General features: G+C 49.3%; 17 protein-coding genes. 2 read left to right on the forward strand and 15 right to left on the reverse strand.

The annotated features are described in order from the left end of the window. Positions 1 to 4 precede the first annotated feature (4 nt). The 10 genes from pheT to infC all read right to left on the reverse strand — a co-directional run bounded on the left by pheT (position 5) and on the right by infC (position 8189). The gene (gene pheT / locus AC2D8L_RS10130) at positions 5 to 2431 is read right to left on the reverse strand and encodes a phenylalanine--tRNA ligase subunit beta (RefSeq protein ID WP_484685363.1); all 2427 of its coding nucleotides are present in this window, start codon (positions 2429 to 2431) and stop codon (positions 5 to 7) included. Positions 2432 to 2435: 4 nt separating this feature from the next. Then, positions 2436 to 3455: an ASCH domain-containing protein gene (locus tag AC2D8L_RS10135; protein WP_484685364.1), complete on the reverse strand. Its 1020-nt coding sequence runs from the start codon at positions 3453 to 3455 to the stop codon at positions 2436 to 2438. Between the two features lie 14 nt (positions 3456 to 3469). Further along, the gene (locus AC2D8L_RS10140; protein WP_484685365.1) at positions 3470 to 4048 is read right to left on the reverse strand and encodes a hypothetical protein; all 579 of its coding nucleotides are present in this window, start codon (positions 4046 to 4048) and stop codon (positions 3470 to 3472) included. Continuing rightward, positions 4045 to 5157 carry a phenylalanine--tRNA ligase subunit alpha gene (pheS, locus tag AC2D8L_RS10145; protein ID WP_484685366.1) on the reverse strand — a complete coding sequence of 371 codons (1113 nt, stop codon included), beginning with the start codon at positions 5155 to 5157 and terminating at the stop codon, positions 4045 to 4047. Before pheS ends, AC2D8L_RS10140 begins: the two co-directional genes overlap by 4 nt. A 188-nt stretch (positions 5158 to 5345) precedes the next feature. Continuing rightward, positions 5346 to 5747, reverse strand: coding sequence for a 50S ribosomal protein L20 (gene rplT, locus AC2D8L_RS10150; RefSeq protein ID WP_484685367.1), 402 nt, complete (start codon positions 5745 to 5747; stop codon positions 5346 to 5348). A 26-nt stretch (positions 5748 to 5773) separates the two neighbouring features. Then, positions 5774 to 5971: a 50S ribosomal protein L35 gene (gene rpmI, locus AC2D8L_RS10155; protein ID WP_236112880.1), complete on the reverse strand. Its 198-nt coding sequence runs from the start codon at positions 5969 to 5971 to the stop codon at positions 5774 to 5776. A gap of 165 nt (positions 5972 to 6136) precedes the next feature. Beyond that, complete coding sequence (locus AC2D8L_RS10160; RefSeq protein WP_484685368.1) at positions 6137 to 6472, reverse strand: VOC family protein; 336 nt, start codon at positions 6470 to 6472, stop codon at positions 6137 to 6139. 10 nt (positions 6473 to 6482) lie between these two features. Further along, positions 6483 to 7019, reverse strand: a complete 537-nt coding sequence (locus AC2D8L_RS10165; RefSeq protein WP_484685369.1) for a DUF4199 domain-containing protein — start codon at positions 7017 to 7019, stop codon at positions 6483 to 6485. Between the two features lie 85 nt (positions 7020 to 7104). Then, positions 7105 to 7536, reverse strand: coding sequence for a response regulator transcription factor (locus AC2D8L_RS10170; RefSeq protein WP_484685370.1), 432 nt, complete (start codon positions 7534 to 7536; stop codon positions 7105 to 7107). A gap of 107 nt (positions 7537 to 7643) precedes the next feature. Beyond that, positions 7644 to 8189, reverse strand: a complete 546-nt coding sequence (gene infC / locus AC2D8L_RS10175) for a translation initiation factor IF-3 (protein ID WP_484686388.1) — start codon at positions 8187 to 8189, stop codon at positions 7644 to 7646. A gap of 163 nt (positions 8190 to 8352) precedes the next feature. Here infC and AC2D8L_RS10180 point away from each other — a divergent pair, with 163 nt between their 5' ends. Continuing rightward, positions 8353 to 9126 (forward strand): alpha/beta hydrolase, encoded by a 774-nt coding sequence (locus AC2D8L_RS10180; protein ID WP_484685371.1) that lies wholly within the window; start codon positions 8353 to 8355, stop codon positions 9124 to 9126. Here the strand turns inward: AC2D8L_RS10180 and AC2D8L_RS10185 are convergent. The 3 genes from AC2D8L_RS10185 to AC2D8L_RS10195 are packed head-to-tail and all read right to left on the reverse strand — an operon-like array spanning position 9101 to position 11759. Then, a complete protein-coding gene (locus tag AC2D8L_RS10185; RefSeq protein WP_484685372.1) occupies positions 9101 to 9955 on the reverse strand; it encodes an SDR family oxidoreductase in 855 nt (284 codons plus the stop codon). The two genes, AC2D8L_RS10180 and AC2D8L_RS10185, sit on opposite strands and share 26 nt — an antisense overlap. 4 nt (positions 9956 to 9959) lie before the next feature. Beyond that, a complete protein-coding gene (queG, locus tag AC2D8L_RS10190) occupies positions 9960 to 11081 on the reverse strand; it encodes a tRNA epoxyqueuosine(34) reductase QueG (RefSeq protein WP_484685373.1) in 1122 nt (373 codons plus the stop codon). Then, complete coding sequence (locus AC2D8L_RS10195) at positions 11082 to 11759, reverse strand: glutathione S-transferase family protein (protein ID WP_484685374.1); 678 nt, start codon at positions 11757 to 11759, stop codon at positions 11082 to 11084. It abuts the gene before it with no gap. Positions 11760 to 11874: 115 nt separating this feature from the next. Here AC2D8L_RS10195 and AC2D8L_RS10200 point away from each other — a divergent pair, with 115 nt between their 5' ends. Further along, positions 11875 to 12687, forward strand: a complete 813-nt coding sequence (locus AC2D8L_RS10200; protein WP_484685375.1) for an undecaprenyl-diphosphate phosphatase — start codon at positions 11875 to 11877, stop codon at positions 12685 to 12687. A 34-nt stretch (positions 12688 to 12721) separates the two neighbouring features. On the opposite strand, the gene AC2D8L_RS10205 is transcribed toward AC2D8L_RS10200, so the two are convergent. Next, positions 12722 to 13696 (reverse strand): complex I NDUFA9 subunit family protein, encoded by a 975-nt coding sequence (locus tag AC2D8L_RS10205; protein ID WP_484685376.1) that lies wholly within the window; start codon positions 13694 to 13696, stop codon positions 12722 to 12724. Positions 13697 to 13847: 151 nt separating this feature from the next. Then, positions 13848 to 14549, reverse strand: coding sequence for a FadR/GntR family transcriptional regulator (locus tag AC2D8L_RS10210; RefSeq protein WP_484685377.1), 702 nt, complete (start codon positions 14547 to 14549; stop codon positions 13848 to 13850). Positions 14550 to 14580 lie beyond the last annotated feature (31 nt).

Below are 14580 nucleotides of genomic sequence, written 5' to 3' on the forward strand. Positions count from 1 at the left end.
TCAACTAACCCCGCAGCACTGCGCCGGTGGCTTTTTCGACGGCGGCGATGATTTTCTTGCTCACCGCATCAATTTCTTCGTCCGTCAGCGTTTTTTGGCGTGGCTGCATAACGACTTCTATCGCCACAGACTTTTTACCTTCGCCAACATGTTCACCTTCAAACACATCAAAAATCGAGGTGGTTTGGATCAGCTTCTTATCTGCCGAGTTCGCGGCTTTGACGAATTTATTTGCCTCAACTTGCTTGTCCGCAACAAATGCAAAATCTCGTCGCACAGGCTGCAAATCAGAAATATCTAACGCGCCTTTCGCCTTGCTCTGCTTCTTGCGCGATGCAGGAATTGCATCCAGATTAAGTTCAAACGCAACAACAGGGCCAACAAGATCCAGCTCGTTGATCAAAGCGGGGTGAAGTTCGCCGAACCAGCCAAGGATCATTTTAGGACCCAATTGCAAACGGCCTGCGCGACCCGGATGGGCCCAGTCTGCAGGTTCTGCGACGACTTGAACATTTCCGACATTCATACCCAATACTTCAAGCGCAGCCAAGGCATCGGCCTTTGCGTCAAACACGTCAACCTTGTTGGCTTTGCCCTGCCAGTCACGCCCGACTTGAGCGAACTTTGCGGTTCCCGCACGAACACCTGTCGCATAGTTTAGTTGACCGTCCATTTTGTCGTTTTTAAAGACTTGGCCAATTTCGAACAAAGCCACATCGCTAAACCCACGATTGGCATTGCGGCCAACAGCACCCAATAGTCCGGGCAAAAGAGACGGGCGCATATCTGTTAGATCAGAAACAATCGGGTTTTCGAGCTTTAGCTCTTCGCTGCCGCCGCCAAAAAGATTTGCTTCTTTTTCAGAAATGAAGGACCAAGTTACCGCTTCATGGAAGCCGCGCGCGGCCAATGCCCGGCGCGCAACACGACGACGGTTTTGAATTGTGGTCAGCATATTTGGTGCAACACCAGATAGGCGTGGCAATGGATCCACCGGCACCTTATCGACGCCAACGATGCGCATCACCTCTTCCACCAAATCAGCCTTGCCTTCAATATCTGGACGGAATGATGGCACATTGACCTTTACCACGTCGCCCGTGCCAGCAACCCAAAATCCAAGACGCGAAAGAATGGCTTTGGCTTCAACGAATGGCACCTTTAGGCCTGTTAGGCGAGTAATCTCTGCCAATGGAAAATCAATGATTTTGTCGGCGGATTCGACTTGGCCTGTGACGACGGTCTCATGCACCTCACCGCCGCAAATCTCTAAAATCATTTTCGTGGCCAGTTCCATGCCCGGCAACACGAAGTCAGGGTCTGCATGGCGTTCCAAGCGATAGCGGGCGTCAGAAACGATACCTGTTTTGCGACCAGCTTGGGCGATGAGAAGTGGTTCCCACCACGCACATTCCATGAAGATATTTGTGGTTTCTTCTGAACACCCACTTTCCATACCGCCCATAATGCCGCCAATACAAAGCGGTCCATTATCGTCAGCAAGCACACACATGGTTTCGTCCAGTGCGTAGGTTTTGCCGTCAAGCGCGACAATTTCCTCGCCCTTCTTGGCGTTACGGGCATGGAATTGACCATTGATCTTGTCTGCGTCGTAAGCGTGTAGCGGACGACCGCGGTCGTATGAGATATAGTTCGTGATGTCCGCCAGCGCATTAATCGGGCGCAAGCCAATGGCGATCAATCGCTTTTGCAGCCATTCTGGAGAAGGACCATTTTTAACGCCCTTAAACAGACGTCCCGCGAACATTTTACAGGCCTGTGGTTCGCCTTCGCCAAAGCGGAAATCAACTGATATCTCGCCTTGCCCATCCAAGGTTGATGGTACGGCTTTGACGGTGCCGTCTTTCAACTCACCGATACCAACAGCTGCCAAGTCCCGTGCAATGCCATAAATGCCGGTGGCGTCGCCACGGTTGGGGGTGATTGCAATATCAACAACCACATCGTCAAGACCAGCATAATCGACATATTTGGTGCCGACGGGCGCGTCTTCCGGCAAATCAATAATGCCATCATGCTCATCAGAAATCAGCAGTTCGCGCTCTGAACACAACATCCCATTGCTTTCTTCGCCGCGAATATTGCCTTTTGACAATGTGAATTCCGTACCTGGGATGTACGTGCCCACAGAGGCGAACACGCCCTTCATGCCGGTGCGTGCATTTGGTGCACCACACACGACTTTCACCGGATCGCCCGAGCCTGTATTGACCATGCAGACCCGCAATTTATCAGCATTTGGATGCTTTTCGGCGCTAATAACTTCGCAGACCGTAAAGTCGTTGAGCACCTTTGCTTGGTCTTCAACTTCTTCAACCTCAAGACCAATCATGGTCAGGGTTTCAATGATCTCATCATTTGATGCAGTTGTATCAAGATGATCTTTGAGCCAATCAATTGTGAATTTCATCGGTCTACTCTTTTGCGTCTTTTTCAGCGAATGTCTCGATTAATTCGAACCGTTCGCAAACCAGTTTCATATCAGGTGAATATCCGCCATTGCGGGTAAAAAATTCTATGTGTCCGTCGCGCCAAAACTCGTATGACAAGTCACCCTCGCCTTCAGCACGCGCAAAATCCTCGTCCACTTCGTCAAAGCGTTTCACTTCAACTGATGTTGTTTGGATTATAGCCTTTGGATTGCCCGCCCAATCGGGCACGATAAATAGCTCACCAATTTCAGGGAGTTTTTCGCCGGCCTCTTCGTAAAATGCCAGTGCGCCACATGTTGCTGTTTTGCGGCCTGATGAAATCAAATCCACCAACTCATCACGCAAGATCTCACCATCGCCAAATTCTGCGATTTCGAGGGCACGATATTTTAGCGGCAAATCACCAACAACGAAGAAGCGCTTCAACAGATGCGCAAAGCCGCGGGCATCATCAATGGCGAGATGGGTATGGGGCTGATTGCCAATCCAACTATCTGGAATGCCGCGCGTGGTCCAACCATCATGTGGCGCACCAGCAACTGTCCCGGCCATCGTGTAAATATCGACACCGCCACCTGCGAAAATGCGCTTCTGGCTTCCTGGGCCACCGAATGCGCGGGTGTTGGCAAACGTATCAAGGTAATGATCGATAAAGGTACCATCAAAAATCAACGGGGCTGATGCGAAAGCTCTTCGCCCTTCAAAAGCTTCAACCCAATCAACATACGCTGACATCGCTTCATTGGGTGAAACAGCGTCTGTAGTTGCCGCTTTATAGGCATCGGGTTCTGTTTGCCACCATTCCATGGTTTCAGGATCCGCCTGACGATCTGGCCGAGGCTCCAAAACCACTTCAAACTCACCCAAAAAATCCCCGCGACGATTCATCGCCACAGATGCAAAACTCAGCATCGAGTTGCGCAGCGGACTTGGGCCATCTGTTTCAATGTCTGTGACGATATAGACGGTGTCGTCTGTTAATCCGTCAAGCTCGGTTGTCATTTAAAAGTTACCCATCAACCAAATATGATAATGCCAAGAACTCGCAAGACAAAAGCGATGCCTAACAACATGAGTAATGCGGCAAACATGTTGAATACAAATCCAAAATTTCTATTGGTGACAAATGGTACCCAACTGCCTGTGGCTTCAATACATTTGACAGATTCAACGTCTGCTGCAGCTCTGTTGATATATACTACGTCAAGAATCACAAGTTCACGAGGAGCAACAAACGGCAACGAGACGACAAGCCTACCATCAGGATTTAGCTCCTTAGTATACTTCCGGCTAGGCCACACTGACAAATCGTCTGGTAATTGTCCCCGCAGTACAAACTCAACATCTGTAGCGCCTTTTTTCCCTGTGTTTTGCAAATAATACTTCTCTGCATAAATATTCGCAGACCCTGTTTCAGCACCCTCGTCATTTAGGATCGGAACATTATGCAAACTACTGTTGGACCGGCCCCAAATTAGTTTTACCTGCGGTCTCAATACCGACGCAACAATGCTACCCAGTACTGCAAGAGCAAAGGCTATTAGTTCGCCAGAAAATGGTTGAATAACGCCCCACAGTTGATTCACAATATTCAAGATGACAAGCCCCCGAACAATGTTGGGAGATCAAGTGGGCGGAAGCCATAATGCTCCATCCAACGCTGATCAGCATCAAAGAAATCACGCAGGTCAGGCATGCCATATTTCAGCATTGCGATCCGGTCGATGCCCATGCCCCATGCAAAACCTTGATAGATATCTGGATCAAGTCCGCAATTGCGGATGACATTTGGGTGAACCATGCCGCAGCCTAGGATTTCAAGCCAGTCATTGCCTTGCCCGATTTTCACTTCGTTGCCAGAGCGATCGCACTGCACATCCACTTCCATGGATGGTTCGGTGAACGGGAAGAAAGACGGACGGAAACGGGTTTTGACGTTATCGACTTCGAAATAGGCTTTTAGAAATTCTTCAAGCACCCAGCGCAATTGACCAATGTGAGACGACTTGTCGATCACCAAGCCTTCAAGCTGGTGGAACATTGGCGTGTGGGTTTGGTCGCTATCGCAACGATAGGTACGGCCCGGGATCACCACGCGAATGGGTGGCTCTTGGCTTTCCATCGTGCGGATTTGAACTGGCGAAGTGTGCGTGCGCAGCACCATCTTGCCGCCATTACTTTCTTCGCCTTCACTTTCGGGCTTAGGTTTCATGAAGAACGTATCATGCATTTCGCGGGCCGGATGACCTTCGGGGAAGTTCAGCGCGGTGAAATTGTAATAGTCGCTTTCAATGTCCGGACCTTCGGCAATTGCAAACCCCATATCCGAGAAGATCGCTGTGATCTCGTCCAGTGTTTGGGAAACCGGGTGGATCGAGCCGCGTTGCATTGGGCCGGGCTGGAGAGGCAGGGTGACATCAACTTTTTCAGACGCTAAGCGAGCTTCCAACGCTGCCTTTTTAAGAACTGCGGACTTGGTTTCAATCAACGCGGCCAAATCATTCTTCAATCCGTTGATAGCTGGGCCAGCGGTTTGACGTTCTTCAGGGGACATTTTGCCCAAAGATTTTAGTTGGCCCGAAACAGAACCCTTTTTGCCCAATGCGGCGACACGCACGGCATCGAGTGCTTTTTCATCAATTGCATTTTCAATGTCTGCGGTGATTTGCTCGCGGAGCGCATCAAGTGAAATGGCGTCGTTCATTTTGGACCTCTGTCCCCTCAAAATGCATATTTTCGGTTGAGTTCAACCAATGTGTTTTTGTAAGCTTGTTCGTAAGATCCCAGCTACGATTCTGGGCGCACCTTACAAATGCAGAAAGCCTTGCGCCACCCTTTTGAGGGAGGCACAAGGCTTTTAATTCGGCCTCAGATAGGAAGAGGTAAAAAGCTTTAAGCTGAAACCCGCTCGTGGGTTACTGCGTCAACTTCTTTGAGGTAATCAAGAGCTGCCTTAGATGCATCAACCAAAGCTTTGAAGCTTTCTGGGTTGCGCACCGCCAAGTCTGCCAACACTTTACGATCTACCGCAATCTCAGCCTTGCTGAGGCCGTCGATAAATCGACCATATGTTAGGCCGTGCTCACGCACAGCGGCGTTGATACGCTGGATCCACAAAGCGCGGAAATTGCGTTTTCTCGCCTTACGGTCGCGATATGCATATTGACCGGCTTTTTCGACTGCCTGTTTAGCAATACGGATGGTGTTTTTGCGACGGCCATAATAGCCTTTAGCCGCTTTGATTACTTTTTTATGACGGGCGTGGGAAGTTACGCCTCTTTTAACACGTGACATGGAATGGGTTCCTTAGAAGTCGTTATTTAGGCGTATGGCAGGAATTTTTTGATCGTACGTGCATCTTGATCGCACATTGCGCTGGTACCACGGTTTTGACGGATATATTTACCGTTGTGGCTGATCAAACGGTGACGTTTACCTGCTGCAGCGGCCATAACTTTGCCAGTGCCAGTCACTTTAAAGCGCTTTTTCGCGCCTGACTTTGTCTTTAGCTTGGGCATTTTGCTCGTCCTTCTTGTTGCCTTTGGTTTTAACACCAATGGCGGGTTCAGCATTTTGGATCAACACGGCATACCCTTCGGCCGGCCGACCCGCTTGAAGTTGTGGTTTATAATCGCACAGTTTCTAATATGCAAGTCTTGAATCGCGCATGTTTGCCAACTTATTCACTCATCATGTTGGTCGATCAAGATGTCATTTCCATCGGGGTCTTTAAACGCGGCCATTTTGGGATAGTCTTCTCCCCCCATCTGGCGCGAATATTCAATACCTAACTCGTCCAACTTCTTGTGGATCGGTTTTATGTCTTTGGGGTTGAAGGTCATTATGTTTTTGTCAAACATGCCCTGGAAAATGCCAATTTTCGCATCACCCTGACCAAGGATCAGCCAACCTTGCTCCTGCACGCCTGCGATCACTTCAAATCCTAGGCCTTCGTAGAATGCTCTTGAGACTGCAATATCTTTGACGTTCAAACTTAGAGAAAAGCGTCCGAGTTCCATGTTGTATCCTTTAAGCGTTTTGTGTTGAGTTGCGACGTGTCAAAAACCAGTGGCCGACACTCGCCAATATCGAGACAACAATACCAATCATCCAAACTGTTGCTGCCATCACAAGGAAAATCATCAACGGCGTTCCAAACATCTCGCGTTGGCCTTGCAGCTCCTTAACTTTAAGATCGTATTCGGGGCCGGGCTCCATCTGCAAGTTATCGATGTAGTAATTGTAGTAGGTGTCCATAAATTCAGGATTGATCCAGAACGTATAGATATTGTTGGTGAGGCCGAAGATCGCGCCGGCAATAAATGTAATGCCAAGGCCAAGCTTTAGCCGTTGCCAAATGCTTATGTCTGGGCCTGCATCTTTAAAATGCGTGTTAATCGCAAGAATAATGATCAATAATGACGCGATCATCCCGACATAGCCGGCGATCTCGGCAACCGCAAAGTTTTCTGGCTTGTCCCCAAGTATGAAAATTTGGGGCACATACATGACCACGGTCATAACAGCGCCGCAAATTAGCCCCCATCGAATGATCGATTTAATCATTTGCCTGCTCCCAATGTTTCTTGTGGCCGAAGCATGGCAAATTTGACGGGTTCTGTCCTCACTCAAATGGGTGATTGGAGCAAATTCAATCCAAAATACCGAGCAATTTGGCCTCTGCGGCAGCCTCTGTGCGGTTGGAAACGTCCAATTTTTGAAACAGGTTTTTGATATGGGTTTTGACCGTATTTTGACTCACCCCAAGTGATGTCGCAATTTCTGCATTGGTGTATCCGTGTACGAGATAGGATAAGACATCCCGTTCCCGTCCGCTCAAGTCCAAACTCGCCGCAACTTTTGCCGGGCCGCGACGCAATCGCTTAGATTGTTTTTGAGCAAACGACCAAGCTAGAAAAAAACCACCAATCAAAAAGATTAGCGCGATTATACCCAAATAGGCTTGTTCGTTTAAAATTCGGATAGCGTTCGCTCGACGCAAAAACTCAAACAGGCCCAGCAGGACACCAAGCACGAGCCCATAGCGCAACATCTGCTTCACCACTGGCTTGTCATCCTTCATCACATTGGCCTGAGACTAAATGTTGCTTGGCTGGCACGAAATTTCAACCCGCCAAATAAAAAACGGGCCCGAAAGCCCGCCTAATTCAATCAAAACTGATGTTGCACTTATTTCTGTGCAGTTGGCGACAAGATCATGATCATCTGTCGACCTTCAGTTTTTGGTTGCGCTTCAACCTTTGAAATCTCGGTGACCTGATCACGAACTTTGTGCAGCAATTGCAGGCCAAGTTGCTGGTGCGCCATTTCACGACCGCGGAAACGCATGGTGACTTTTACTTTGTCGCCATTTTCCAAAAACTTCACAACGTTGCGCATTTTAACATCAAAATCGTGCGTATCCGTGTTGGGACGCATTTTGACTTCTTTGACGTCAATGATCTTTTGCTTTTTGCGCGCTTCAGCCGCCTTCTTTTGAGCAGCATATTTATACTTGCCCAAGTCCAAGATTTTACAAACCGGCGGTTTCGCGTTTGGTGAAATTTCCACGAGGTCCAAGCCAGCTTCACGGGCACGTTCCATAGCATCACGCGTACTTACCGTACCGTGGTTGGTGCCTTCATCATCAATGAGCTGAACATCTGGGGACGTAATTTCTCGATTTGAGCGTGGCCCATCTTTTTGGGGCTGCACGGGTCTTTGTGGACGACGAATGGTGACTTTTCCTTCTTTTGTGAAACCAATCTGAATATGCGCATAAAATCTGGTTAAATCGTTCCAAAGTCAACCTTGAAACACAAGAATAGCGCATAGATTGCGAAATAGTTGCCGCTCTTTTATCAAAAGATACTGTTTACCTACGATTCGACGGGCTTTCATGACACTTTTGACCGACAGAATTCAGCTTGGCTCTGACAAAACGCAACGCGACATCGCGGTCGCACACCGCAAGGGCGAAGGGCCAGGTATTTTTTGGCTTGGTGGATACAATTCTGACATGCAGGGGAATAAAGCATTAGCGCTTGATCAGATTGGGCAAGATAACGGTTTAAGCGTGACCCGTTTTGACTATATGGCGCATGGCAAATCTAGTGGTGATTTTTATGAAGCTTGCATTTCTTTGTGGCTTGAAGATGCAATTGCCGTATTTGACCAATTCACAAATGGTCCGCAGATATTGGTGGGCTCCTCCATGGGCGGATGGCTTGCTCTGTTGCTCAACAAGCATTTGCGACAGCATGGCGAAAACCGAATTTTGGGCATTGTGCTTATTGCCCCTGCTGTCGACACGTCACGGGAACTGGTTCCATCACGATTTTCAGACGAACAGCTCGCCCAAATGAAAACGATCGGGCACATTAAAGTGCCTAGCGCTTATTCCGATGAGCCTTATATATACACGCAGAAATTGCTAGATGATGGCGAGCAACACCTCATGTTTGGCAATCCCATTCAAACAGATTGTCCGGTCCATATCATGCACGGCCAACAAGATCCGGACGTGCCGCCTGCCCACGCCCATAGGTTGCTTCAACATCTGATGCTAGATGACGCTTGCTTAACGCTGGTGCCAGACGGCGACCACCGCCTTTCGCGGCCACAAGACTTGGCAAAACTTGAAGAGATTATTCGTTCTCTATTGCCCAAATAGCGTCCAAGCCCTCACGATAAGTCGGGTAACGTAGCGTGATGGCGAGGTCTTTTTTAAGCCGCGCATTACCGCATCTTTTATTGTCACCATAAAACGACCGCGCCATTGGCGTAATTTTAGCAGTCTCAAACGGCTCGCTTGGTGGCGGGTCGATGCCGAGCATTTTCGCCCCATGCTCGATGACGATGTTTGGTGGCGCAGGTTCATCGTCTGCACCGTTGAACACACCATCTGCCCGTAACTCTGCCGCTGCGCACAAAATCTGGGCAATGTCCGCGACGTGGATGCGGTTGAATACCTGGCCGGGCTTTACGATGCGGCGGGATTTACCACCACGCAATTTATCAAAGGTTGACCGGCTCGGCCCATAAATCCCTGCCAAGCGAAAAACGGCAAAATCGACCTCGCAGAGTGCCGCCAATTCTCCCCATTTCTTTTCCGCTTCCACCCGCCAATTTCCCCGTTCTGAAACGGGCTTTGGCGATGTTTTTTCCGAAATCCAAGCGCCATTGAAGTCGCCATAAACACCAACGGTCGAAAGATATCCGATCCATTCCAACGCCTTTGCCCTATCACCAAGATCGGGAATGGCGTTGAGCACCGGATCCCCATCTGCGTTGGGCGAAGCGGAAATAATGATGTGGGTCGCTGTTTTGATGTGGTCGGCAAGCTCATCGTTCAATTGTCCATCGAACAGAACGGCATCCAAGCCCTTAGAATTCAGGACCTGCTGTTTCTCTAACGTTCGCGTCGTGCCCACGACTTCGTGCGCCCACTCATGTGCGATGGCTTCACCGGAATAGCCCATGCCAAAAATCAACAATTTCATTTGGCTAGCTGTTCCATTCTGCGATGACATCATCGTCGATTTCAGTTTGCAATGCATCCAGTTTGTACTGCGCGAAACCGGAGGGGCTTAGATGTTGCGCCAATGCCCAAACGGCGGTGGCCCGCACAATTGGGTTAGCATCATCTAAGTGTGGTTTGATCGCGTGTACCATATCATGCCCTGCTGCATTACCCAACCCGATCAGTACATTTCTGATAAATGCATCCCGGCCAAGTCGCTTAATGGGTGATCCAGCAAAGTGTTTGCGAAACGCTGCATCGTCCAGTTTAGCCAGTTCAATTAGGTCTGGCGCGCGTAGATCTTCGCGCATTTGCAGTTTTGCATCGGACGTTGTTTGCGCGAACTTGTTCCAGGGGCAAACCGCTAAACAATCGTCACAGCCATAGATGCGATTACCAATGGGTACGCGATACTCAACAGGGATAATGCCCTTATACTCATTGGTGAGATAGGCGATGCATTTTCGCGCATCTAACTTATATGGCTCGGGAAACGCGTTTGTGGGACATATATCCAGACATTTTGTGCATGACCCGCAATGGTCAGATTCTGGTTCATCGGCGGCTAGTTCTGCATCTGTTAGGATAGTGCCAAGGAATAGCCAACAGCCCTCATCCTTTGAGACCAAAACACTATGCTTGCCTTGCCACCCGATGCCGGCATGTTGTGCTAAGGGCTTTTCCATCAATGGCGCTGTATCCACAAATACTTTGACCTGCGCCTGCAATTGCCGGGCCATGACGCCAGCGAGCTCCTTGAGTTTGCCCTTAATGATGTCGTGATAATCGCGATTGCGGGCATAGACGGAAATTATGCCCTTGTCCCGCTCTTCAAGCAAATCCATCGGGTTGCTATCCGGCGTATAGTTATAGGCAAGTACGATTGCTGATTTCGCTGCAGGCCACAATGTATTTGGGGAGACGCGCCGTTCTAAAGTATCGGCCATCCATTCCATATCACCATGCCATTGTTGGCCAATTGCGGTTTGCAATCGTTCGCCCCACAAGGCAGGCACGTCAGTGCTTGTGACACCAAAATGGACAAAACCTAAGCGTTCTGCACGCTTTTTAAGGTCCGCAAGAATTTTATCCTCTTGGGGTAACAATCAAAAATCCAAATCCGCATAGTTTGCGGACGCTGGCATGCCAACGACACGGTCCAAAAGCAAGGGGCGGAAAGCCGGGCGTGACTTCAAGCGCTGATACCAAGCCTTAACTTCGGCCACATTGTCCCAAGGCATTTCTGAAAGGTAATCCAGGGTTGAAATTTGCGCTGCCAGCGCGAAATCTGCCAATGTCATTTCGCTTCCGGCCAACCAGGGGCGGGTCGCTAGGACATAATTGAAATAACTAAGATGCTCGCTCAAGTTGGCGCGCGCCGCACGCAACACTGTGGTGTCTGGTGTGCCACCGGGACGATCGTTTTTGATAAATTTCTCTTCAACGATATAGCGCGACACATCATCAGAAAATGTGCCCAGCGCCCAATCGGTCAAGCGGCGGGTTTCCGCCCGCAAAATGGGCTCTTTGGGCAATAAGAGGGGCTCCGCGCCGAATTGCTCTTCGACGAAATAAATCACAGCGCTTGAACCAACCAACGTCAATTGATCGTCGACATTTAAGATAGGCACTTCGCCTGATGGGTTCACATCAAGAAAGTCTTGTTCCCGACGCCAAGGCTTGATGTGCACCAATTCGATATCTTTGCCATATTCCGCGCACATAAGGCGGACCAAACGCGATTTAGGATCAAGCGTGTAATGTAGCAATTGTGGTACAGACATTTTCTTGACCCCTTTTTTTTGGCTTAGCTTTTTTTGCTTGGCAGGAAGCGTTAGAACGATGATAACGTCTTAACGTTAATTTGCGCCAAATTTTCATCGATTGATAGGAGAACTCATGGCTGTTGATCAAGGCATTTTTGTGCCCCTTATACTTGGCGTGGTCGAAGGGTTAACAGAGTTCTTACCTGTGTCGTCCACCGGACACATATTATTGCTTGGTGAATGGCTTGGGTTTGAGAACCCCGGACGCTCGTTTGAAGTACTTATTCAACTCGGCGCGATTTTGGCCATCGTGACAATATATTTCAAAAAGCTATTGGATTTGGCACTGGATGCATTGCGCGGCAAAGCTTACGCGCTGAAATTTGCCGCAGGGGTGATATTGGCATCTTTTCCCGCGGCGCTTGCTGGCGTGTTACTGCACGACTACATCAAAACCGTTCTCTACAATACGCCCCTCATTATTTGTTCCATGTTGATCACAGGTGGCATCATTCTGTTGATCGTTGATCGCATGAAATTGGAACCCAAATATACTGACATTTACGACTATCCGCTGCCATTGTGCTTTGGCATTGGCCTTTTTCAAATGTTGGCCCTTGTGCCCGGCGTTTCACGATCCGGCGCAACGATTGTCGGCTCGATGCTGATGGGAACTGACAAGCGCTCCGCCGCTGAGTTCACGTTTTTCATCGCCCTACCGATTATGACAGGCGCGTTCGGGTACGATCTATATAAGAACATAGACCTGATCACTGTTGATGCTGGGCTCGACATCGCCGTCGGCTTTGCCGCCGCGTTTATCGTCGGGGCCATTGTTGTGCGCTATTTGCTGGATTTTGTATCGCGCTACGGGTTTGCGCTGTTCGGCTGGTGGCGCATTATTGTGGGTGTGGTTGGCTTGTTTGCGCTCGGCCTGATTGGCTAGGCGCAAACCTATTCACTAAGCAGAATTCAAGTTTCTAGCTTGCAGTTGGCATATTCTCTTCGAACTGGCCATTTTTGCGGAAGCGCCACATATAGCTGGGTAGAATAGCGTCCATTGTGGTCGGCTCGATGCCAAATGCACCCAATGTGCGCTTTTGCTTTTTCGCTTCGTCAGAAACCACATTATCGCTCTGCAACAAAACAACCTGATCGGCGGTGAGCATCGGGTTTGGCAAAATCTGCAAAACAGAGCCAACCATTTTCGCAATTGGGGTCGGCAAAGGCAGAAGCATGTTTGACCGGCCGGTTTCGCGCAACATTCGTTGCATCAACTCAGCCATCGTTTCTGTTTGCAGCCCGCCAATTTCATAAATCTTGCCGCCCTTCACACCACCATTTGCAGCAACCGCGATCGCTTCAGCAACATCGCCAACATAAATGGGCTGCATTTTGGTTTCGCCGCCAACAAGGGGCAAAACAGGAAAGATGCGTGCCATCGCGCCAAACAGGTTGAAGAAACCGTCACCCAGTCCAAAAATGATTGATGGGCGGATGATAATTGCATTTGGGAACTCTTGAAGCACCGCTTCTTCGCCCAAGGCCTTTGAGCGGGCATATGTGCTTTCAGATGCTTTATCGGCTCCCAATGCAGACATGTGCACCAGCGTTTCAACACCAGCGATCTTGGCAGCTTGCGCCACCGTTTTGGCGCCTTCAGTTTGAACAGAATCAAAACGTTGCTTGCCGCCCTCAGACAGAATGCCTGTCAGGTTGATGACAATATCGGCGCCTTTTACGGCACGAATAACAGAATCAGGAAAGCGAACATTTGCCTGGATCGGCTGAATTTGACCAACAGTGCCAAGTGGTTTCACATCACCCGCTAAATCGGGACGACGGACCGCAACACGGATACGGTGTCCATGCTTTGCAAGTTCCTGCACCAATTGACGTCCTACAAAACCTGATCCACCAAAAATAGTGATCAATTTGCCCGCATTGTCGCTCATTTTTTGAACCTTTGCCATCTGTTGCACTAAGGCTGCCCACAAGCCTTACTTCACTAAAGGTTGTTTAGCTTGATCCTACGGGCTTTGTCGAGCTTTATAAGCGGCATTTATCAACATCGGATTAGCGTTACCGCGTGAACTCAAATTGGTGTTAAAGACCCAGAAGCTTCTTGTAGCGCATAAGGTGGCGTCGCATGGCATTTTTTGCCCCATCAACTTCTTGCGCTTCAATGGCCCGCAAGATCGCTTCGTGGTCCAATAAAGGCAATTCGGCGTGCTGCTGCAAATCTGCTTTATCCTCCATTGCCCGCATCAATGGCGAGCGAAGGCCTTTCCAAAGGAACCGTGCAATTCCAGTATTCAAAGCATTATGCGAGCAACCTGCGATTGCGCGGTGGAACTGCCCATCCGCATCGCTGGCAAAACTATCGCTGCGGATGATTTTTGTTTCAAAATCTTCCCAGCCTCGTTTTACGGCATCACGCATCAGGTCTAAATCGCTGGCCTGAGCCTGCAACGCTGCGATTCCTGCCAACTCCACCTCAAAAATGAGCCGCGTTTCTATGATCTCGCGGGCGGAATGGCCAACATCAAATAGTGATTCAAAATCCAGCGCGGCTTGGGGCGTCGAACGCACATAGGAGCCCGAACCACCCTTAATTTCAACCAAACCCTGAATTTCTAACGCAATCAATGCTTCACGAACTGTTGGACGCGAGACTTCTAGTGTCTCAGCGAGCTTTCGCTCTGTCGGCAACTTAGACTCCAACGGAAAATCGCCATCATGGATGCGTCGCGCGATTTGCGCTGCTACTTTTTGATAGAGACGGTCAGATTCGTGAGTGGCTAACATGGGGCGTTCATAAATTCATTTTGAGCTGAAA

It is taken from the genome of Maritalea sp. YIW29 (genome assembly GCF_057219265.1).

Coding starts and splice junctions, on each gene's coding strand:
- AC2D8L_RS10200 (WP_484685375.1), top strand. CDS start 11,875: ATGGCTGTTGATCAAGGCATTTTTGTGCCCCTTATACTTGGCGTGGTC.
- AC2D8L_RS10185 (WP_484685372.1), bottom strand. CDS start 9,955: ATGAAATTGTTGATTTTTGGCATGGGCTATTCCGGTGAAGCCATCGCA.
- AC2D8L_RS10210 (WP_484685377.1), bottom strand. CDS start 14,549: ATGTTAGCCACTCACGAATCTGACCGTCTCTATCAAAAAGTAGCAGCG.
- AC2D8L_RS10165 (WP_484685369.1), bottom strand. CDS start 7,019: ATGATTAAATCGATCATTCGATGGGGGCTAATTTGCGGCGCTGTTATG.
- pheT (WP_484685363.1), bottom strand. CDS start 2,431: ATGAAATTCACAATTGATTGGCTCAAAGATCATCTTGATACAACTGCA.
- AC2D8L_RS10195 (WP_484685374.1), bottom strand. CDS start 11,759: ATGTCTGTACCACAATTGCTACATTACACGCTTGATCCTAAATCGCGT.
- AC2D8L_RS10205 (WP_484685376.1), bottom strand. CDS start 13,696: ATGAGCGACAATGCGGGCAAATTGATCACTATTTTTGGTGGATCAGGT.
- AC2D8L_RS10160 (WP_484685368.1), bottom strand. CDS start 6,472: ATGGAACTCGGACGCTTTTCTCTAAGTTTGAACGTCAAAGATATTGCA.
- AC2D8L_RS10180 (WP_484685371.1), top strand. CDS start 8,353: ATGACACTTTTGACCGACAGAATTCAGCTTGGCTCTGACAAAACGCAA.
- AC2D8L_RS10170 (WP_484685370.1), bottom strand. CDS start 7,536: ATGAAGGATGACAAGCCAGTGGTGAAGCAGATGTTGCGCTATGGGCTC.
- rplT (WP_484685367.1), bottom strand. CDS start 5,747: ATGTCACGTGTTAAAAGAGGCGTAACTTCCCACGCCCGTCATAAAAAA.
- AC2D8L_RS10135 (WP_484685364.1), bottom strand. CDS start 3,455: ATGACAACCGAGCTTGACGGATTAACAGACGACACCGTCTATATCGTC.
- pheS (WP_484685366.1), bottom strand. CDS start 5,157: ATGAACGACGCCATTTCACTTGATGCGCTCCGCGAGCAAATCACCGCA.
- rpmI (WP_236112880.1), bottom strand. CDS start 5,971: ATGCCCAAGCTAAAGACAAAGTCAGGCGCGAAAAAGCGCTTTAAAGTG.